General features: G+C 65.7%; 18 protein-coding genes. 4 read left to right on the forward strand and 14 right to left on the reverse strand.

The features are described from left to right. Nucleotides 1-198: 198 nt before the first annotated feature. From IG178_RS11155 to IG178_RS11180, 6 genes are all read right to left on the reverse strand, one after another. Nucleotides 199-1,521: a TolC family protein gene (locus IG178_RS11155; protein ID WP_193212626.1), complete on the reverse strand. Its 1,323-nt coding sequence runs from the start codon at nucleotides 1,519-1,521 to the stop codon at nucleotides 199-201. A gap of 34 nt (nucleotides 1,522-1,555) precedes the next feature. Further along, nucleotides 1,556-1,840, reverse strand: coding sequence for a hypothetical protein (locus tag IG178_RS11160; protein ID WP_193212627.1), 285 nt, complete (start codon nucleotides 1,838-1,840; stop codon nucleotides 1,556-1,558). A 151-nt stretch (nucleotides 1,841-1,991) separates the two neighbouring features. Beyond that, nucleotides 1,992-2,363: a hypothetical protein gene (locus tag IG178_RS11165; RefSeq protein ID WP_193212628.1), complete on the reverse strand. Its 372-nt coding sequence runs from the start codon at nucleotides 2,361-2,363 to the stop codon at nucleotides 1,992-1,994. Nucleotides 2,364-2,441: 78 nt separating this feature from the next. After that, nucleotides 2,442-4,721, reverse strand: coding sequence for a heavy metal translocating P-type ATPase (locus tag IG178_RS11170; protein WP_193212629.1), 2,280 nt, complete (start codon nucleotides 4,719-4,721; stop codon nucleotides 2,442-2,444). After that, the gene (locus IG178_RS11175) at nucleotides 4,718-5,851 is read right to left on the reverse strand and encodes a permease (RefSeq protein WP_193212630.1); all 1,134 of its coding nucleotides are present in this window, start codon (nucleotides 5,849-5,851) and stop codon (nucleotides 4,718-4,720) included. Before IG178_RS11175 ends, IG178_RS11170 begins: the two co-directional genes overlap by 4 nt. After that, a complete protein-coding gene (locus IG178_RS11180) occupies nucleotides 5,848-6,123 on the reverse strand; it encodes a metal-sensitive transcriptional regulator (protein WP_193212631.1) in 276 nt (91 codons plus the stop codon). The genes IG178_RS11175 and IG178_RS11180 overlap by 4 nt, the downstream gene beginning before the upstream one ends. Before the next feature lie 327 nt (nucleotides 6,124-6,450). Between IG178_RS11180 and prfB the strand changes: the two genes are divergently transcribed. The 3 genes from prfB (at nucleotide 6,451) to IG178_RS11195 (ending at nucleotide 8,903) form a co-directional block, all read left to right on the forward strand. Further along, nucleotides 6,451-7,591 (forward strand): peptide chain release factor 2 gene (prfB, locus tag IG178_RS11185; protein WP_226895317.1). Its coding sequence is split into 2 segments (ribosomal slippage): nucleotides 6,451-6,528 and nucleotides 6,530-7,591, totalling 1,140 coding nucleotides; the frame shifts between segments, so codons are not numbered across the junction. Between the two features lie 150 nt (nucleotides 7,592-7,741). Then, nucleotides 7,742-8,164 (forward strand): large conductance mechanosensitive channel protein MscL, encoded by a 423-nt coding sequence (gene mscL, locus IG178_RS11190; RefSeq protein ID WP_193212633.1) that lies wholly within the window; start codon nucleotides 7,742-7,744, stop codon nucleotides 8,162-8,164. Between the two features lie 31 nt (nucleotides 8,165-8,195). Continuing rightward, nucleotides 8,196-8,903 carry a putative signal transducing protein gene (locus tag IG178_RS11195; RefSeq protein WP_193212634.1) on the forward strand — a complete coding sequence of 236 codons (708 nt, stop codon included), beginning with the start codon at nucleotides 8,196-8,198 and terminating at the stop codon, nucleotides 8,901-8,903. Between the two features lie 5 nt (nucleotides 8,904-8,908). Here the strand turns inward: IG178_RS11195 and IG178_RS11200 are convergent, their stop codons facing one another. From IG178_RS11200 to IG178_RS11220, 5 genes are all read right to left on the reverse strand, one after another. Next, nucleotides 8,909-9,355 carry a plastocyanin/azurin family copper-binding protein gene (locus tag IG178_RS11200; protein WP_193212635.1) on the reverse strand — a complete coding sequence of 149 codons (447 nt, stop codon included), beginning with the start codon at nucleotides 9,353-9,355 and terminating at the stop codon, nucleotides 8,909-8,911. A gap of 4 nt (nucleotides 9,356-9,359) precedes the next feature. After that, nucleotides 9,360-9,827 (reverse strand): c-type cytochrome, encoded by a 468-nt coding sequence (locus IG178_RS11205; RefSeq protein ID WP_193212636.1) that lies wholly within the window; start codon nucleotides 9,825-9,827, stop codon nucleotides 9,360-9,362. Nucleotides 9,828-9,942: 115 nt separating this feature from the next. Further along, nucleotides 9,943-10,638, reverse strand: a complete 696-nt coding sequence (locus IG178_RS11210) for a prolipoprotein diacylglyceryl transferase family protein (protein ID WP_193212637.1) — start codon at nucleotides 10,636-10,638, stop codon at nucleotides 9,943-9,945. Nucleotides 10,639-10,647: 9 nt separating this feature from the next. Further along, the gene (locus tag IG178_RS11215) at nucleotides 10,648-10,998 is read right to left on the reverse strand and encodes a hypothetical protein (protein WP_193212638.1); all 351 of its coding nucleotides are present in this window, start codon (nucleotides 10,996-10,998) and stop codon (nucleotides 10,648-10,650) included. After that, on the reverse strand, nucleotides 10,995-12,335 hold the full coding sequence (locus IG178_RS11220; RefSeq protein WP_193212639.1) for a radical SAM protein: 1,341 nt from the start codon (nucleotides 12,333-12,335) through the stop codon (nucleotides 10,995-10,997). The genes IG178_RS11215 and IG178_RS11220 overlap by 4 nt, the downstream gene beginning before the upstream one ends. A 210-nt stretch (nucleotides 12,336-12,545) precedes the next feature. Here IG178_RS11220 and IG178_RS11225 point away from each other — a divergent pair, with 210 nt between their 5' ends. After that, complete coding sequence (locus IG178_RS11225) at nucleotides 12,546-12,893, forward strand: P-II family nitrogen regulator (protein ID WP_035610395.1); 348 nt, start codon at nucleotides 12,546-12,548, stop codon at nucleotides 12,891-12,893. Nucleotides 12,894-13,115: 222 nt separating this feature from the next. Here the strand turns inward: IG178_RS11225 and IG178_RS11230 are convergent, their stop codons facing one another. From IG178_RS11230 to IG178_RS11240, 3 genes are read right to left on the reverse strand one after another with little or no spacing between them, the layout of a single operon-like run. Continuing rightward, entirely contained in the window at nucleotides 13,116-15,332 is a 2,217-nt protein-coding gene (locus tag IG178_RS11230; protein WP_193212640.1) for a transglutaminase domain-containing protein, read from the reverse strand. Between the two features lie 31 nt (nucleotides 15,333-15,363). Next, on the reverse strand, nucleotides 15,364-16,950 hold the full coding sequence (locus IG178_RS11235) for a hypothetical protein (protein ID WP_193212641.1): 1,587 nt from the start codon (nucleotides 16,948-16,950) through the stop codon (nucleotides 15,364-15,366). 58 nt (nucleotides 16,951-17,008) lie between these two features. Further along, nucleotides 17,009-17,737 (reverse strand): M14 family metallopeptidase, encoded by a 729-nt coding sequence (locus IG178_RS11240; RefSeq protein ID WP_193212642.1) that lies wholly within the window; start codon nucleotides 17,735-17,737, stop codon nucleotides 17,009-17,011. Nucleotides 17,738-17,766: the final 29 nt, after the last annotated feature.

The following is a 17,766-nucleotide window of genomic DNA, read 5'->3' on the forward strand; positions in this document are numbered from 1 at the left end:
CGGATCGAAACAATCAAAGAGAGCAAATTCCGGGGGCAACGGCACAAGCACCCCCCGGCCCATCCAGGCCAGCCCGCCACGGTGCGGACGCAACGCACCTGCTAGCTCAAAAACACGGCCGCCACTCGACGACCCGCCCAGCCAGAATCCAGCTCGGTGCCTGGCTTCCTTCAATCTGACGCCCTTCGCCTTCATGCATCAATCGAGTGCCGCCGCCGCGCGCAGGGTGGCGCTGGCCTTGCCCACCTGGGCTCGGTTGCTGGCGAGTTGCAGGCGGTAGGCGAGCAGCCCGCGCCAGGTTTCGACCAGATCGCTGAAGCTGCTGGTCCCGGCGCTGTAGCCGGTCAGCGTGACCTCGTAGGCCTGGGTAGCATCCGGCACCAGCCGGGTCTCGAAAAGGGTCGCCACGTCGCGCGCGGTCTTGGCCCGGAACCAGGCATCCTCGACCCGGAAGCGCAGCTCCGAGCGGGTCGAGGCGATCATTGCCTCGGTCTCGGCGATCCCTTCCTCCGCCTCGCGGATCATCGCCTTCCGCGGCTCCTGCCAGAGCGGGATGTTCACCCCCAGGGTGGCGTAGATCTGGTCGCGGCCGTTGGCCATCCGCGACAGGCCGGAGTCGGAGATCGCGGCCCCGGAAACCCCCGCGGTGATGTCGGGATACTTCTCCAGTTCCGCCCGCTTCAGGCGATGGCGGAAGGCATTGGCGCGCTGCTCGGCGGCCGCCACCTCGGGATGCCGGCTCTGCGCCCGCGCCAGCAGGCTGTCCAGCGATCCGGCACTGGGGATCTTGGCCTGGCGGGCGGCCGGCAGCGAGGCCCCGGCCGGGCGGTTGAGCAGGGAATTCAGCCGCGCCCTGGCAGTCGACGCCACTTGTCCCGCAGCCGCCAGGTCGCGGTCCAGCATGGCCAGCTCGTTGGCCATCCGCAGCTGGTCGGCCTGGCCCGCCTGGTCGGCGGCAACGCGGGCGTCGACGGCATCGCGCACCGCCTCCAGCAAGGAGCGGCTCTCGCGGGTCAGCGCCAGGGTCTGGTCGGCCAGATAAAGGTCCCACCACGCGGCGTGGACCTGCTCGGTCAGCTTGAGCTCGAGCACCTTGACCTCGGCCAGGGCCGCGGCGGCCTCGCTGCCGGCGGCAGCAGCGGCCTCGCGGCGTTTGCCGGGAAAGGGGAACTTCTGCTTGATGCCGCCCATCGCCTCGGTGCGGCCGGCGGCGGTTTCCGCCATCGATCCCGCGGCAATCTCGGCGACCGGGTCCGGCAGCGATTGCTCCTGCGCCACCTTGGCCTCCAGCCGGCCGGCGCGATGGCGTGCGGCGGCGATCGAGGGATGGTGCTCGATCGCCAGCCGCGCCAGTTCGTCGGGCCCGGCAGAGCCGGACACCGGGTAGTTCACGGCAGCTGAAGGCGGCGGCACGGCCAGCACCGCCGCCTTCCCCTCGCCCGTGGAGGACGAGGGGCTGCAGGACACGGGCAAGCACAGCAAGCCGGCAAGACAAGGGAGTCCCAGGGATCGGAATTTCATGGTCCGGCGGCTCATCGGGGTTGCCCGTCGTGGTTCACTCGGCCGCTTCCGCGTCGAGCTTGCTGAGGTACTTCTGCGGGTCCTTTTCGAACTTCGGCACGCAGTGCTCGCAGCACATCTTGATCTCGCGACCCTCGTAAACATAGACGTAGGGATCGCCCATCGAGCCGAGCTCCTCGCCCGAGACCGGGCACAGGGCGGCGCTTCCGGCAGTGGCGGCGGCCGGCTCGGGGGCCGGGGCCTCGACGGTGGTCGTTTCCTGTTTGCCACAGGACGCGAGAAGGAAGGCAAGGGAACTGAAGAGTAGGATTGGTTTCATGGTTTCTGTTGGTTTTGCGGTTTCTAACAATCTGAACAAAGGGGCATGGCCGCGACGCCACGAGGGGACGACAGGGCACGAAGCCGCGTCGACGCGACGCAGCAAAACCGGACATCCGCAAAGGATGCCGGGAATCAAAGGGATCCGGGCTTCAAATCAGCCAACGGGAATAGCGCGCGAGCAACAGTCGCGGCGGGTCACAGCCGGTGTGCGGCGTGGACGCCATCGGCCGGCGCACGGGCACCGGCGGCACCAGGCGGGCCACGTCGGTCACCGCCGGTTCGAGGAGCACCGCGATGTCGTGCGGCAGCTCGAAGTTCTTCACCTCGTCGCGAGGTTCCTTGGTCCGGCAGGCGCAGGCGTGCGGCTGCTGGTCGGGACTACCCTTGCCATCGCGCTCCACACTCGCCTCGCAGCACGACGGCCGCGACTCCTTCTCCGCCGCGTGGGCGGAGCAGCAGCACAGCGGGCTGGCGATCAGGAGCGCCAGCAGCGTTGCGAGGATGGAGCGGAAGGGATGCATCTTGGAGAACTCTCCTCCAGTGGGAAGAGATCTGTTGAGGCTCTATTCCATTTTCACCTTTGAATCAATGGGTTTCCCCTAATCGAGTTGGATCCTGCGCAGGCGCAGGGCGTTGCCGATCACCGATACCGAACTGAAGCTCATCGCCGCGGCGGCGATCATCGGGCTCAGCAGGTGACCGGTGAAGGGATACAGCGCGCCGGCCGCGATCGGCACGCCGAGGCCGTTGTAGACCAGCGCGAAGAACAGGTTCTGGCGGATGTTCTTCATCGTCGCCCGGCTCAGGGCGCGGGCTCGCAGGATCGAGCGGAGGTCGCCCTTCACCAGCGAAATGCCGGCGCTTTCGATGGCCACGTCGGTGCCGGTGCCCATCGCGATCCCGACCTCGGCGGCGGCCAGCGCGGGCGCATCGTTGATGCCGTCCCCGGCCATTGCCAGCGGCTTGCCGGCGGCGACCTGCTGCTTGACGAAGTCGAGCTTGTCGGAGGGCGAGAGCCCGGCGCGGTAGTCGTCGATGTTGAGCTTGCTGGCGACGGCTTGGGCCGTGGCCTCGCGGTCGCCGGTCAGCATGACCAGTTCGACGCCGTCGGCCTTCAAGGCCTCGACCGCGGCCGGCGTGCTGTCCTTGACCGGGTCCGCCAGGTCGAAGGCCGCGACCAGCCGGTCGCCGCGGGCCATGAAGACCCGGGTCGCGGTGGATTCATCCGGCAGCGCGGCATCGAGGCCGCCCACCCCCTGGTCCTCCAGCCAGGCCGGCTTGCCGATGCGGATCGTTTCCCCACCGACCTTGGCCGAGACCCCGCCGCCGACCACCGAGTCGAAATCCTCCGCCTGCGGCAGGTCGAGCCCGCGTTTCTCCGCCGCGCTGACGATGGCATGGGCCAGCGGATGCTCGCTGCTCGTCTCCACGGCTGCGGCCATGCCAAGCAGTGCGTCCTCGTCATCGTCCGCCACCCGGTGAACCGCGACCAGGGCCGGCCGGCCTGCGGTCAGGGTGCCGGTCTTGTCGACCGCCAGGGTGGTGATCTTTTCCATCCGCTCCAGGGCCTCGGCATCGCGGATCAGGATGCCCTCCGAGGCGCCGCGGCCGACACCGACCATGATCGAGATCGGCGTCGCCAGGCCGAGCGCGCAGGGACAGGCCACGACCAGCACCGACACCGCCGCCACCAGCCCGAACACCAGGCTGGGGTCCGGACCGAAGACCGACCACAGGATGAAGGCGAGCACCGCGATGCCGACCACCACCGGCACGAACCAGCCGGCGACCTTGTCCGCCACCGCCTGGATCGGCGCGCGGCTGCGCTGGGCATCGGACACCTGCTGGATGATCCGCGCCAGCATCGTCTCCGAGCCAACCTTGGTGGCGCGGAAAACGAAGGAGCCGGTCTGGTTGAGGGTTCCGCCGGTGACCGGATCGCCCTCCTGCTTGTCGACCGGCTCAGGCTCGCCGCTGATCATCGACTCGTCGACGGTGCCTCGGCCGCGGACCACCTCACCGTCCACCGGCACCTTCTCGCCGGGCTTCACCCGCAACAGGTCGCCGGCCTGGACCTGCTCGATCGGGATCTCCTCCTCGCTCTCGCCATCGACCCGCCGGGCGGTCTTCGCCGCCTGATCCATCAGCGCCTTGATCGCCATGCTGGTGCGGCCGCGGGCCTTGGCCTCGAGCCACTGGCCGAGGATCACCAGCGCGATGATCACCCCGGCGGTCTCGAAGTAGAGCGGCGCGCGGCCGTGATCCTTGAAGGCTTCCGGCAAATGCTCACCGGCAAACAAGGACACCAGGCTGAAGCCGTAGGCGGCGCTGATCCCGAGACCGAGCAAGGTCCACATGTTGAGGTTCCAGGTCACCAGCGACCTCCAGGCGCGGACCAGGATGAAGAAGCCGGCGACCAGGCAAATCGTCGCCAACGCCGCCTGCAACCAGGCACCGGTCTCGTGATGGAGCCAGGCGGGCAAGGAGACGCCGGGGATCATCGGCAGCATCGCGATCAGCAGCAGCGGAAACGCCGCCGCACTGGCCACGATCAGCTTCTTCCGCAGCTTCGTTTCCTCGCCGGAATCCTCGGCCACCGGTTCGACGGGCTCGAGGTCCATCCCGCAGATCGGGCAGCTCCCCGGTCCATCCTGGCGGATTTCCGGATGCATCGGGCAGGTGTAGGTGGTGGCCTGCGCCACCGCGGGGTTGCGCTCCAAGGCCATCCCGCACTTCGGGCAATCGCCCGGTTCGTCGCTCTCGACGCCGGTACACATCGGGCAGAACCAGGCCTTCGACGGCCGGATCGAGGCGTCGCGATGATGGCGGCCGGAGCAACAGGACGGCTTCGCGGAATGATCATGGGAGTGCGGGTTCACCTTGGGTAGTGGTTCAGTATCCAGGCGATCACCAGCACCTGTGGCGTGGTGAGCAGCGGCAGCGCAAAGGTCGCCTTCCACGACTTGGTCGTTTCCTTCAGCGCCATGATCTCGGTGTAGTCGGTGGCCGCGCCTGCCATCAGGAAAGTGAAGGCATTGCCCGGGGCGCCGGCCCGGTTCAGCAGGTCGGCGGCGATCGGGCTCGACCCCTCCGAGCAGACCTCGATCACGGTGGTCGCCACCAGGGTCAGCAGCAGGCCGATCAGGCTCGGTCCGAAGTACTGCGAGAAGATGTCGTCGGGCACGAAGGCGCGGATCGCACCCGCCATGGCGATGCCGAAGAAGATCCAGCGCAGGATCATCTTCGATTCGCTGAGCCCGTCGCGGACGATCCGCCGCAGGTTGCCGTCGCCGGGACGGACCCCGGACCAGGCCTCGCGCAGGCCGTCCTTGAGGCGGTAGCTGCCGTCGACCTCAACCGCATGCGGGTTGGCGGGAAGCTTGCCGCGCTTCACCAGCGCATCGGCGATGCGGCCGGCGACGATGCCGATCAGCATCGAGAGCACGATGAAGGCAAGCGTCCACTTGAGCCCGATCAGCCCGACCAGGATCAGCGTCAGCGACAGCGAGTTCCAAGGGCTGGAGACCAGGAAGGCGATCGTCTGGCCGAGCGAGGCACCCTTGCGGTAGAGCTGCATGCCGACCATCAGGATGCCGTGGTTGCAGAGGTCGAGCAGGGTCCCGGCGAGGGTGGCGCGAACGATTCCGCCCATACTGCCGCCCTTGCCGAGCAACTTGGCGACCACTTCCTTCGGCACCTGACCTAGGATGCCAACCGCCGCGATCCCAACCAGGATTCCCCACCAGGCCTTCGACATCAGCTCCCAAGAGCCGTGAGAGAAGACACTCCACCAGGCCGGACCGCCACCGATGAAATGACCGGCGATGCCCGCGGCGACCAGGATCAGCGAGCCCCAAAGCAGCCAGTCGATGCCGCCACCACCACCGCCACAGCAGGAGTCCTCTTGTTTGGAGCCACCACAGCAGGAGCTCTTCTCTTCTGCCGCGGGGGCGCAGCAGGACTTCTTCTCCGGCGCGGCGGCTTTCTTGTTTCCGCAACAATCGCTCATGCCAGTTTCCTCCGGTACAGATTGATCAGCTCCTCCAGGCGCTTTTCCAAGCGGGCGGGATCCTTGGCGGCGTCGTGGACGCAATGGCACACGTGATCCTCGAGCAGCTTGGCCTCCAGTCCGCGCAGCGCCGAATGGACCGCCGAGATCGTGTTGAGGATTTCCACGCAGTCGCGGTCCTCCTCGATCATCCGGCCGATCCCTTGAACCTGCCCGGCGATCCGCTTCAGCCGGTTGACCAGCGGCCCTTTTGTTCCTTCGTCCCGTTCCATGTCGGATACCCATAGGGGGTATAGTGGCTTTGTCAAATGGCGATTCGGAAGCGGTGAATTGTCACCGTGGAGCCCTAAATCGTCACATTCCAATCCTTGAGGCACCCCGTTTTGTGACGTATTTGTCACGCAATGAAGCTCGTCGATTCCTTTGATCGCCTCGTGGTCACCTTCACCTTCGCGATTCTTGCCGTCGCCATCGCGGCCGCGGCCTTCCTGCTGAAGGGCCTCCTGGCCTGAGCCGGGTCCCGGCAGAGGGCGAAATTGAAAACGATCCGGCTTCGTCCTTGCGTCGCATCCGGTCCTGCCGTTCCCTCCGGCCAAGTTATGGCTGAACCCCACACCGCCGACCTCTCGGCGCTGGATACGGACGCGCTCAAGAAGCGTCTGACCCAGCTCGGGAGGTATCTTTGACGTCCCCGCCCTGGAACGCGAAATCGCCACCATCGAGGAGGCCATGGGCGCGCCCGATTTCTGGGACAACCAGGATCGTGCCCGCGAGATGAACACCAAGGTCTCCGGGCTGAAGAAGAAGCTCGAGTCCCTCAACAAGCTGAACAGCAGCTACGACGACGTGCTCGCCTCGATCGAGCTTGCCAAGGAGTTCGATGACGACGACTCCGCCGCGGAGGCCGTCGCCCAGGCCAAGCAGCTCGACAAGGACATCTCTTCCTTCGAGTTGATCACGCTGCTCAACAAGCCCAACGACGAGGCCAACTGCTACCTGATCATCCAGGCCGGCGCCGGCGGCACCGAAGCCTGCGACTGGGCGCAGATGCTGCACCGGATGTACACCCGCTGGGCGGAAAAGAAGGGCTTCACCTGCGAGACGCTCGACTGGGAAGACGGCGACGGTGCCGGGCTGCGCTCCGCCACCATCAAGATCAACGGCGAGCACGCCTACGGCTACCTCAAGAACGAGCGCGGCGTGCACCGCCTCGTCCGCATTTCCCCCTTCGACTCCGCCGGCAAGCGCCACACCTCCTTCTGTTCGATCGACGCCACCCCGGAGATCAACGACGAGATCAAGATCGAAATCCTCGACAAGGACATCGAGATCACCACCGCCCGGTCCGGCGGCAAGGGCGGCCAGAACGTCAACAAGGTCGAGACCGCGGTCATTCTCCGCCACCTTCCGTCCGGCATCCTGATCAAGTCGACCGCCGCGCGGACCCAGGGCGCGAACAAGGAACTGGCCTTCCAGATCCTCAAGGCGAAGCTCTTCCAGATCGAGGAAGACAAGCGCGCCGCCGAAGCCGAACGTGCCTACGGCGAGAAGGGCGAGATCGGCTGGGGCAGCCAGATCCGTTCCTACGTCTTCCAGCCCTACCAGAAGGTCCTCGACCTCCGGACCGGCGAGGAAAGCGGCAACATCCAGAACATCATGGACGGCGAAATCGACGACTTCATCGAAGCCAAGATGCGCGGCAAGATCCGGGTCAAGGGTGCCGGCGGCGACGAGGATTGAGCAATCCGGCGATTTCCCGCCGAGATCGTCCGGAAGTCGCGACCATCAACGGCAGCGGCTTGTCGTCCCGGAAATTGCCCGGCGGGTCGGATCTGCGTTGCGTGGTGTTAGGTTCGCTGCTTGGCTGGCAGCGAAACTCCCTCAAATATCATGCTCAAGGAATTCAAGGAATTCGCCTTCAAGGGCAACCTCATCGACATGGCGGTCGGCATCATCATCGGCGGCGCCTTCGGCACCGTGGTGAAATCGCTGGTCGACAACGTGTTCATGCCGGTACTCGGCAAGATCACGGGCGGCGTGAACTTCAGCGACAAGTATCTCAACCTCGGTGACAAGGATTACCCAAGCTACGCCGAGGCCCTGAAAGCCGGCGCTCCGGTGATCGGCTGGGGCCAGTTCGTCACCGACTTCATCGCCTTCGTCATCCTCGCCTTCGCCGTCTTCATCGTCGTCAAGAAGGCGCTGGGTGCCCTCAAGAAAGAGGAAGCCAAGCCGGACCCGAAGCCGCCCGAACCGACCGCCGAGGAGAAGCTGCTCGCCGAGATCCGGGATCTTCTGAAGACCAAGGCTTGATCCGGTCGCCCTCCCATCGCTCCCTGCGGGCGTGACGGTGATCCGCAGCTATTCCTCCCTCGAAGAGGCCCATTTGGCGCGCATGCGCCTCGCCAACGAGGGGATCGAGGCCGAAGTCATCGACGAGGCACTGGCGTCCGCGGCACCGCACATTGCCTTTGCCGGCGGGATCCGGCTGACCGTGGACGACGAGGATGTCGTCCGGGCCCGCGACATCCTCGGGCTGCCGGCGATGATGGCGGCACCGCCCCGCAAGGGCATCCCTTGGTGGGTGTTCGCGATCGCCGGCGTGGGCGTTTTCACCCTCTTCGCCCAGGCTATTCGCCAGCGTTCCGGGATCCGAACGCCCGCCGCATCCGTCGATCACGACCGCAATGGCGACGGTCGTGCCGACGAGCGCCACGACTACCGCAAGGACGAGTTGGTCAAGTCGTGGTTCGACAACGACTTCGACGGGGTCTGGGACTATCGATGCGACTACGAGAACGGGTTGCTCAGCCGGGTCGAGGTCGATCTCGATTTCGACGGCGACTTCGACAGCACCACGGAACATCGCCTCGGAATCCCGACCCAAACCTGGGTGCGGGACGGCGCCAAGGGTCCGCTGTTGTTCCGCTATGAATACGCGAAAGGCGTCCTGGCCCGAGCATGGCAGGACACCGACGCCGACGGCGGCTGGGATCTCGTCATCGACTACGACCCCTTCGGCCGGGAAACCTACCGTCAGGATCTGGATTAGCCGGACTACTTCTTCGGCTTCACGATGATCTTGCCCTGCATCTTGTCGAAGTGACCCGGCGACGAGCAAAAAAACGGATATTCGCCGGGTTCACCGGCGGTGAAGGTCATGGAATTCGTTTCGCCCCCACCGGTCAGCTTGATCGCCCCGACCATCTGTTCCTTGGACTCCTTGTCGGTCGGCACATAGCCGCTCTCCGCCGCCCGGCCACACTTGACCGCAAAGGTCACGATCAGGTTGCCGGGCTTCAGAAGCACCACGTTGTGCTTCATCGACTTGTCCCCGCGCGGACTGGTGTTCTTGAAGACGATGGTGACCTTCTGGCCCTCGACGACCTCGAACGAGGTCTTGTTGAAAACCATCCGGTCGTCGGCATGGAGTTCCAGCTTCACGGCATCGGCCGCATGGGTCGATGCCGTGGCGAGAACCAGGGAGGTGATCAAAGCACGCATCGCCTCACTTCTTGGCAGCGGTTTTCTCGAGATCCGTGCGCAGGACCGGCGCCTTGATGTCCTTGAACTGGGCGCGGTACTTGGCGGCGTCGGCAGGCGTCACCACCGACGAGGAATTGCCGAAGGAATTTCGGACGTAGGTCAACACGCCGGCCAGCTTCTCGTCATCGAGTGCCGCTTCGAGCGGCGCCATGACCCCGAGGATCTCCGTGTTCGCCGGGTCCTTCTGGATGCCCTTGAGAACCGCGAGCGCGAACACAGCGGGGTCACCGTTCACCACCTTGGATCCCGCCAGGGTCGGGGCCATCTTCTTGTCGCCGACCGGCAGTCCGGTGCCATCGGGACCGTGACATGCCATGCAGGTCGCGAAGTTCGCCTTGCCGGTTTCGATGAGCTTGGCCTTGTCGGCGGCTTCATCCGCGGAAGCGCTGAGAACGGTGGCGGCAAGGACGGGAATGAGGAGATGCTTCATGAGATTTCGAATGAGGTGGCGTCTACGATGGTGGATACCCCGGCCTTTCGCAACCGTCGGAATGTCGATTCCCGGAAATTTCTCCGGGGTCGCAACGGCGTGACGCCAGGTGCATTCACGACGGCTCCGACGCGGCCCGGCGGTTTCCATTCATTTTTTCGGCGCGAATCCTCCAGGCGACCAAGGCCGCGATCACCGTGGCCAGCGCGATCCACTGGTAGCCGGACAGCCCGGCGATGGATTTCGGCGTCGCGCGGAGGAACTCGTGGAAGAAGCGGAACAGGCCGTAGGCAATCAGATAGAGATGGAAGTGCTGGCCCTGCAATAGCCGGCGGCCATTCAGGATCAGCATCACGACCAGCATGGTCACCTGAAAAGCGATTTCGACGGGGACCGCCGGCCATGAGCCCCAGGAGCAGGCGATGCCCGGGCAACATCCCGCGTGCAGGCATCCGAGCCTTCCTAACAACAGCGGTAGCGGCAGGATCAGCGCGAAGCGGTCACCGGTGGGCTCGCGGTAGCCCATCGCCGCCTTGGCAATTTCCACCCCCAGCCAGCCTCCCGGCAGGGCACCCATCACCGACTTGCCGGAAAGCCACAGCACCCACCGGTGCGGGTCGTCGAAGTGCATCCAGCCTTCGGCGAGCAAGTAGGCCACCTTCGCGCCGACAAACGCTCCCGCCAGCCCGCCGAAATAGATCAGCGGCAGGCGCTCGTCGCTCTTCGAGACGCGGACCCAGTAGACTACGCTCAGCCCGATGCCGAGAACGAGCATCAGGGCGTAGACGGGAGATCCGGAGGGCTGGGGCATGGCCGAAATTCAGAAGAGGCTTCCAACCAGCGCGCAAACCGAAAAGAGGATGGCCATCACGAACCACGGCACCAACAGGATCTGGACGAACACGAAATTCGCCACGTTAGCCCGGTTCACCGGCCTGGTCTCCCGTAGCAGCGACGATTTCACGCGGTCGTCCAGGGCACCGATTCCGACGGTGGCCGCGAGATTTCCCATCAACCAGACCCCGCTCAACAGTTGCTCGAGCCCACGGAACTTCGCTCCCAACCAGGCCACCCCGATCCATGTGATCACCGCGACCGACCACGGCAAGCACCACAGGACGAAGCGGTACCAGCCGAGCGCCCGGTTCGCGGAAGGGGGATCATCCGTCATTTGGCGCCCGGGAATCCCGAATAATAGCGGCAGAACGAATCCAGCTTGCCGTCGGGCCGGATGACGTGGGTGCAGCAGCGGTCGATGCGGTCCTCGTCCCAGGTCCAGGCATCCATGAACGGCTTGATGAACAGGCGGAACGCATCTTTTTCCTTCATCTCGAGGCGGTGCAGCATTTCACCGAGCTCGGTATTTTCGCAGCCGCACTGGATCAGGTCGGACAGTTCGTAGCGCACCTTGTCGCGCAGGAAGCCCTGGACGGAGGCGAAGTCGACGAACTCCGAAATACTACGGGTGCCGTATGGCGTGCGCAGCAGGTAACCGATGATCGCGCAATTCGGGTCGCCGCATGGCAGCGGGGTGAAGTCGCGCTCGCCGAGGGCACCTCCCGACTGCCCGATGCACGCCAGCAGCAGGTCGGCCGAGTTCAAGCGCCGGCTTGCGGTTCCCCGGCCGCTGCCGAAGACCGGCTGGAAGGCCACCCCGCGGCAGGTATCGAACATCAACCCCGTCTTCACCGTGTCCCAGAGATGCGGGAGGTTGTCGGGCGTCACCGTCATCGCCAGCGTAAAGGGAACCTTCTCCCGCTCGCAGCACTCCATCACGTCGTGCTTGAGCGAACGCAAGTCCTTGCCCCTCAGCTCCACCTGCCCCGCTTCCTGGGGGCCGTCGTACTGGAGGTAAAGTTGCAGCGCCCCGCGCCGGCCACGCTCGCCAAGGCTGGCGGCGAAGTCCGGCTCGCGGGCGATCCGGACGCCGTTGGTGTTGACCAGGCAGTAGTCGATCCGGGGCTCCGCGTGGATCCAGTCGAGCAGCTCGAAGAAGTCCGGATGCAGCGTCGGCTCGCCGCCGGAAAGCTGCAGGAGCTCGATCTTGCCCTTCCGCTCCAGGACCCCGCGGATCCGCTGCTGGATCGACGCCAGGGAATGGGCCTTGAGCCGCTCGCCCGCCGCACCGGCCGGCGAATCGGCAAAGCAGGTCGGGCAGGCGAGATTGCACGAGTCGACAATCTCGATCAGCGCGAGGCAGGTCGACAGCAGTTCCGGCGTTCCCGCCTTGCCGGCGTTGCGGCCCAGGGTGCCGGCGGCCCCGGACGGATCCGCCGCACAGGCGCAAGCGTCGCCGCAGGCATTCGTGGGATCGCCCTGGGCGAGCCAGTAGAAGCGGGCATCGCTCGCCAGGCAGGCGTCGTGGACCCCGTGGTCCGGGCATGTCCGGCTCATCCAGACCTGCGCCGGGCTGCCTCCGGTCTTCCATACCTCCGCCGGACAAGCCGCGTGACATACCGGACAACGCGACGTCGTCCGCTTCAACGTTTCCCTCAGGGAGACCAACATGGTCTCAAGCTAACAAAGTCACCCGACAAGCCATCATCGAAAAACCGGCGGGCTCGTTCGATTCAAGCGAATGCCCGGAAATCAAAGAAACTGACCGGATTTTAACTCGCCAAAAACCATGCCCCTACGTAGCCTCACATAGTTTTAAAAAATTCCCTGCCGCCGTTGGCACGGGCATTGCTTAGCTGACTTTGACCAATCCGCCGCACCATGAAGAAAATCGAAGCGATCATCAAACCGTTCAAGTTGGAGGAAGTGAAGGAAGCCCTCGCAGAAGTGGGTGTTCAAGGCATGACTGTCACTGAAGTCAAAGGTTTCGGCCGTCAAAAAGGCCACACTGAAATCTATCGCGGCTCCGAATACACCGTCGATTTCCTTCCCAAAGTGAAGATCGAGATCGTGGTGGACGACGCGCAAGCGGGCTCCGTGGCGGAAGCCATCGTCAAGAGCGCGAACACCGGCAAGATTGGTGACGGCAAGGTCTTCATCTCCACCATCGAAGAAGCCATCCGCATCCGGACCGGCGAAACGGGTTCCTCGGCTGTCGCCGTCAACTGAACCCATCCCCCGAGATTCAACCGCCCGGCTTTCCATCGAGGGAGCCGGGCTTTTTCGTTCCCGCGCGGCGCGCGCCGCGCCTGGTCGTTAGACCGCGGTCCCGATCCTTCGCGGTCGGCCCAACGAAGTTTCGCGGGAGCCGCAAAGCGCCATCGGCCGCGGCCAACGGACGCCCTGGTTCCACCGCAACAGCGTAGCTGCCGCAATCGGCCGGGTCCGCCCTCAAGGCAGCACCATCACCGCGCTGGCCGCCGCCGGGAGATCCAGCCGTTGCTTCAGGCTGTCGACGATCGCCCCCGCCGTGCGCGGGACCTTTGCCGATGCAACCTGCTTGCCGTTGACGATCACCGTCACCGCCTGGTCCAGATCCAACAAGTCGTCGGAGAGGCGGAGTTCCATCCCCGCCGGCACGTCGCCGTCGAGCCGGATCGTCTGCCCCGCGACCGTCGCGACGATCTTCTGTCCGGCCTTCGCCGCGTTCTTGTCGGGGATCTTCAGCCAGTAGAAGCGGTCGTGGGTCACGTCGTCCTGGAACCAGACGATTTTCTTCGGCCAGGAGTTGCGCGTGTATCCCGCCATCCATGGCAGCGCTTCGGCATCCTTGCGGTTCATCCAATGGGGCAGCCCTTCGTAGATGCGCGACATGTGCACGTAGCCACCGGGATCGTCCTTCTCGAGCTGGTCGAGCTCCGCGGTTTTGGCGGCGGCGATCTTGTTGCGGTCGTAGGCTGCGTCCGCCCCGCCCATGAAGATCGCGAAGGGCAGGTTCCGCAGACCTAACAGCGATGCATCGTTCGGATGCCCGGCCATCATCGCAGCCGCGGCAAAGCGATCCGCCATCCGCGGGGCAAGCTGCCAGACCCCGTCGCCGCCCGCGGAGTAACCCATGATGTAGACCTTGTCCGGATTCACCCCGCGGACCGCCACGTAGTCGCCGATCAGGCGCTGGAACATCGGGTCGATGTGGGCTTCGTGCCACAGGTTCCAGGTGTCGGTCGGCGCACGCGGGGCGACGTAGATGCCTTCCTTCGGTTCGTAGAGCCGGATCTGGTTCTGCCACTGCTGGTCATTGACCGCCGCCGGGGCGCCGCCGCCACCGTGCATCGAGATCCACAGGCTGTGGCCGCCCGCGGGTTCGTCGCCGAAGGTCTTCTCCATCCAGCGCAGCTTCTTGTCGCCGAACGCGATGACCTTGTCATTCAACTCGATGGCCCGGGCATCCCGCTGCGCCTCGACCTGCATCTCAAACGCCAGCGCCCCCGCGCGGGCCGCCTCGTCCTTGGTCAGGGGACCTGCAGGGGTCTGGCCGCCGCTCATGCCGAGGATCGCCGGCGGCACCGGCCGCAAGTCACTGCGGCGGAGATCCCGCTCCCCCTCCCCCGCCTCACCGGCGAACGCATCGGTTTCGAATGCCCCTTCCGGAAGTTCGAACTGCAAGCGGTAGCGGGCCCCGGGCGTGACCGGCACCCAGGCGCGGTCGTTGAGATCGGCGGTCCCGGCCTTGGTTTCGAAGGCCTCGAGCCGCCGGCCCGCCGCCGTCGTCAACCATCCCTTCACCACCTGGCGCGCGTCCTTGGCGTCGCCGTCGAGGAAGCGGATCGCCAGCGCCGGCTTCACCGCCACCGGTCCCGCGGCGTAGCGCCCCGTCACGTTCACCGCCGCGACGGCCTCGCTCCCCGGTGCCCAGACCATGGGAAAGGACAGCCCGTCCTTCTTCCAGGAGGTCGCGTAGATCGCGTGTTTCGGCACGTCGGCCTTCGCCTGCGCGGCGTCGTTCACGAACCAACCGCGGTCGAGACCCTTTTCGTCGAATTCGTCCGCGCCGGTGAAGTGCCAGCCGCCGTCCCAGATCTCCACCCAGGTATGGTTGCCACGCTCGTTGGCCCACAGGGGTGTTCCCACCGCCCGCGCCGGGATTCCCACCGCCCGGCAGGCGTCGACCAGGATGATCGACAGCCCGGTACAGGTCGCCATGCCGAGCTCCTTTGATTCCGACGGGCTCTGGTTGGGCCGCTTGCGGCCGGTGTTGTAGTGGACCTCGTACGCCTTGAAGAACTCGCGGTTCAGCGCATGCGCCGCCTCGCTGGCGGTCTTCGCGTCCTTGACCATCGGCCGCGCCCGCTCAAGGAAGTCCGCCCGCCAGGACTCGCGGGTCTCGTCGAAGACCGCATACGGCAGCACATCGTTGAAGAACAGCGCCTCGGGCACATCCTTGGCCCACGGGAACTCGGCCCGGGCCTTGAACGCGAGGTCGAGATTGTTTGTTAGAAAGTCCGCCGTCAGCGCTTCCCGGTCTTTCTCCGGCATCCCCTCCACCAGGAAGGTCGCCGCCTTCATCCCGGCCTCGCCATGCAGCTCCCTGGCCTTGGCAATGAAGTCATCGACGGGCGCCGCGCAAGCCAGACCGGCGCCAAGGAACGGGAGGATCAACCATTTCATTTCGCCGACGCTAGCGGCACGGCCGGCCCGATCAATCTTCCGAATTGCCCCCGCTTCCGGAAAGCGCCTCGAGCGCATCGCGCCGGCGCTCGTACCATTCGCTGCCCTCCTCCCCTTCCGGGATCTTCTCCACTTCCGCCCGCACCGCGGCCTTGTCGCCGATGTCGACCTTCGGCAGCGCGTCGAAGATCTCCTCGACCGCTTCCCCGTCCTGGTCCGCGATGGCCGAGCGGACGGCCTGGACCAGCACCTTGGTCCCGATATCGGGCGGCAGGATGTCGGCGTGGGAAAGCACCGCATCGGTCCACTCCGGCCGATCCGCCGCCAGCAGCAGGCGGGCCGATTCCAGCGCCGCCGCCTCGTCGTTTTCGACCTGCCAGCCGAGGAGTTCCACGGCGTCCCGCGCCCGCCATCCGGCCGAATCGCGGCTCGGATCTTCCGGATCCCCGGCCCGCGGATCGATGGCGGCGAGCTTCTCCAGCGAGGCCTTCACCCACTCGCCGGTCTCCGGATGCCCGTAGGCCGTCAAGGCCTCGAGCTCGCACCCGCGTGCCGAAGACCGTTCGACCAGCAAGCGGATCAATTCGTCGTCCCGGTAGTCGCGGTGCTTGGCCAGCGAGGTGACCACCCCGCACCAGTTGCGCCAGCGGTAGCCATGGCAGGTCGGCGCGATTTTTTTCAGTGCCGCCCCGATCGCTTCGGGCGCAGGCCGGATGGCGCCATCGTCCTCCTCTCCGGTGGCCTCTTCCGCCCAGGTCAGCGAACCTTCCAATGGTCCGCCGGTCCGCTCGACCCCGTCATCCCCGAAGCGCGACAACTTGCCGTCCTCTACCAGAACCTCCAGGCCCATCGGGTAGTCCTCGAAGTCCTCTTGCCAGCTCACCCGGTTTCCGTCCGTTCGTGCCGGCTTGCCCATGATGGCAGTCATCGCCGCCAGGTCCTGGCCGGGATGAAGCCATCCCGCCTTGCCCTCCAGCCCGTATCGCCGCGCCGTTTCCTCCCGCAAGCGAGCCTCGCCGAGCGGATGCGCGAACTTCAGCGCCATGCCGTCGATCATCGCCTGATAGATCTCGCGCGGGCAGGCCAGGTGGGTCCACTCGAAAGCCATCAGACGCAGCTTGCCGCCGAGCACCTGCGCCTTCTTCACCGCACCGCCCGGTAGCATGGAATAGCGGACCAGGCACTTGTCGCGCATCGAGTAGGCATGGTGGACCATCGGCCCGCAGAAGCAGATCCCGTCGTCCAGCCACTTGGCGGGGCTGAGCAGGAACACCCCGTAGGTGGCGGCCCCCACCTTCAGCACGTAGGCTTGCTGGAAGGAGTTGTCGACGGTGGTGCAGACGCCACCCTCGACATGAATGCCCTCGCGGCCCCCGGTGACCTCAAGCTTGATGTCCGGATGTTTGGGGTAACGCAGGCGGACGAACTTGTCCTCATAGTCCGTCCATTCCTCGAACTCCGTCTGAGCCACCACTTTCTTCAACTCCGCCGGGATCTTGGAGTCGACATGTCCGCCCGCGAAGTCACCCGGCTCCACCGGCCCCAAGGCCTGCCACCAAGGGGCGCCGGCATTCGCGGATGACATCAAGAGCAGCAGGGAGAAGACGCGGAACTTCATGCTGGAAAATCAGCACTTCCATCACCTTCACGCAAGATGTTTCCGAAAGCGCCCGACTTCAGCGGTCGAACTCCAGCGCCGCCTTCACCGCGGCGACGTGCGCTTCCACCCTGGCGCCGATGTCCAGCGCGCTCGGGGTCTCGTAAGTGAAGGAGAGCGGGCAGCCGCGCTTGGCGAGGAAGATCGCCTCGGGCCAATCGGCGGGCAGGTCGGCCTCCGCGGCATGATAGATCCAGCCGGGCCCGCGGATGTCGTGGCCGTCGATCAGGCTCTCCGGTTCCGGCGGGAACCACGGTGAAACCGAGTCGAGGATCGCCGCCGCCCGGTCGGGCCGGTCGTCGCCGAGGTTGATCTCGTAAAAGTAGAAACCGCTGGATTCCCAGTCCTCGTGCAATGACAGGAACAAGCGCGGGCAGGGCAACGACTCCAGCCACTCCGCATGCACCCGGACCTCCGAAGTCCGGCGGTTCCAGTAGTCGCGGTTGAGATCGATCCCCTCGGCATTGTCGCGCGTCCCCGCCGCCACCCCGGTCGGGTTGAGCAGCGGACACAACCACCACGGGCCGCTGTCGAACTCCCCGCGACGGAGCAATTCCAGTGCCGCCAGCGGACCCGCCGGCTCGTCGCCGTGCATGCCGGCGGACAGGTAGCGTGCCGGCGATTCCCCCGGCCGCAGCCATACCATCAGCGGTCCGGCCGCCGTCGAACCCAGGCAGCGGGCGGTGAAACCACGCGCCTCCGCGAGCGAACCGAATTCAGCGATATAAGCACCGACATCGATGGACACGCCGGCACAATGCCCCCGGACCGCGCCCC

The organism is Neoluteolibacter marinus (assembly GCF_014904755.1).
GTDB classification, from domain to species: domain Bacteria; phylum Verrucomicrobiota; class Verrucomicrobiia; order Verrucomicrobiales; family Akkermansiaceae; genus Haloferula; species Haloferula marina.

Excerpts from the sequence above, each read along its gene's own strand:
- IG178_RS11155 (WP_193212626.1), bottom strand. The coding sequence starts at position 1,521 with ATGAAATTCCGATCCCTGGGACTCCCTTGTCTTGCCGGCTTGCTGTGC.
- IG178_RS11160 (WP_193212627.1), bottom strand. The coding sequence starts at position 1,840 with ATGAAACCAATCCTACTCTTCAGTTCCCTTGCCTTCCTTCTCGCGTCC.
- IG178_RS11165 (WP_193212628.1), bottom strand. The coding sequence starts at position 2,363 with ATGCATCCCTTCCGCTCCATCCTCGCAACGCTGCTGGCGCTCCTGATC.
- IG178_RS11175 (WP_193212630.1), bottom strand. The coding sequence starts at position 5,851 with ATGAGCGATTGTTGCGGAAACAAGAAAGCCGCCGCGCCGGAGAAGAAG.
- IG178_RS11180 (WP_193212631.1), bottom strand. The coding sequence starts at position 6,123 with ATGGAACGGGACGAAGGAACAAAAGGGCCGCTGGTCAACCGGCTGAAG.
- mscL (WP_193212633.1), top strand. The coding sequence starts at position 7,742 with ATGCTCAAGGAATTCAAGGAATTCGCCTTCAAGGGCAACCTCATCGAC.
- IG178_RS11200 (WP_193212635.1), bottom strand. The coding sequence starts at position 9,355 with ATGCGTGCTTTGATCACCTCCCTGGTTCTCGCCACGGCATCGACCCAT.
- IG178_RS11205 (WP_193212636.1), bottom strand. The coding sequence starts at position 9,827 with ATGAAGCATCTCCTCATTCCCGTCCTTGCCGCCACCGTTCTCAGCGCT.
- IG178_RS11210 (WP_193212637.1), bottom strand. The coding sequence starts at position 10,638 with ATGCCCCAGCCCTCCGGATCTCCCGTCTACGCCCTGATGCTCGTTCTC.
- IG178_RS11215 (WP_193212638.1), bottom strand. The coding sequence starts at position 10,998 with ATGACGGATGATCCCCCTTCCGCGAACCGGGCGCTCGGCTGGTACCGC.
- IG178_RS11220 (WP_193212639.1), bottom strand. The coding sequence starts at position 12,335 with ATGTTGGTCTCCCTGAGGGAAACGTTGAAGCGGACGACGTCGCGTTGT.
- IG178_RS11225 (WP_035610395.1), top strand. The coding sequence starts at position 12,546 with ATGAAGAAAATCGAAGCGATCATCAAACCGTTCAAGTTGGAGGAAGTG.
- IG178_RS11230 (WP_193212640.1), bottom strand. The coding sequence starts at position 15,332 with ATGAAATGGTTGATCCTCCCGTTCCTTGGCGCCGGTCTGGCTTGCGCG.
- IG178_RS11235 (WP_193212641.1), bottom strand. The coding sequence starts at position 16,950 with ATGAAGTTCCGCGTCTTCTCCCTGCTGCTCTTGATGTCATCCGCGAAT.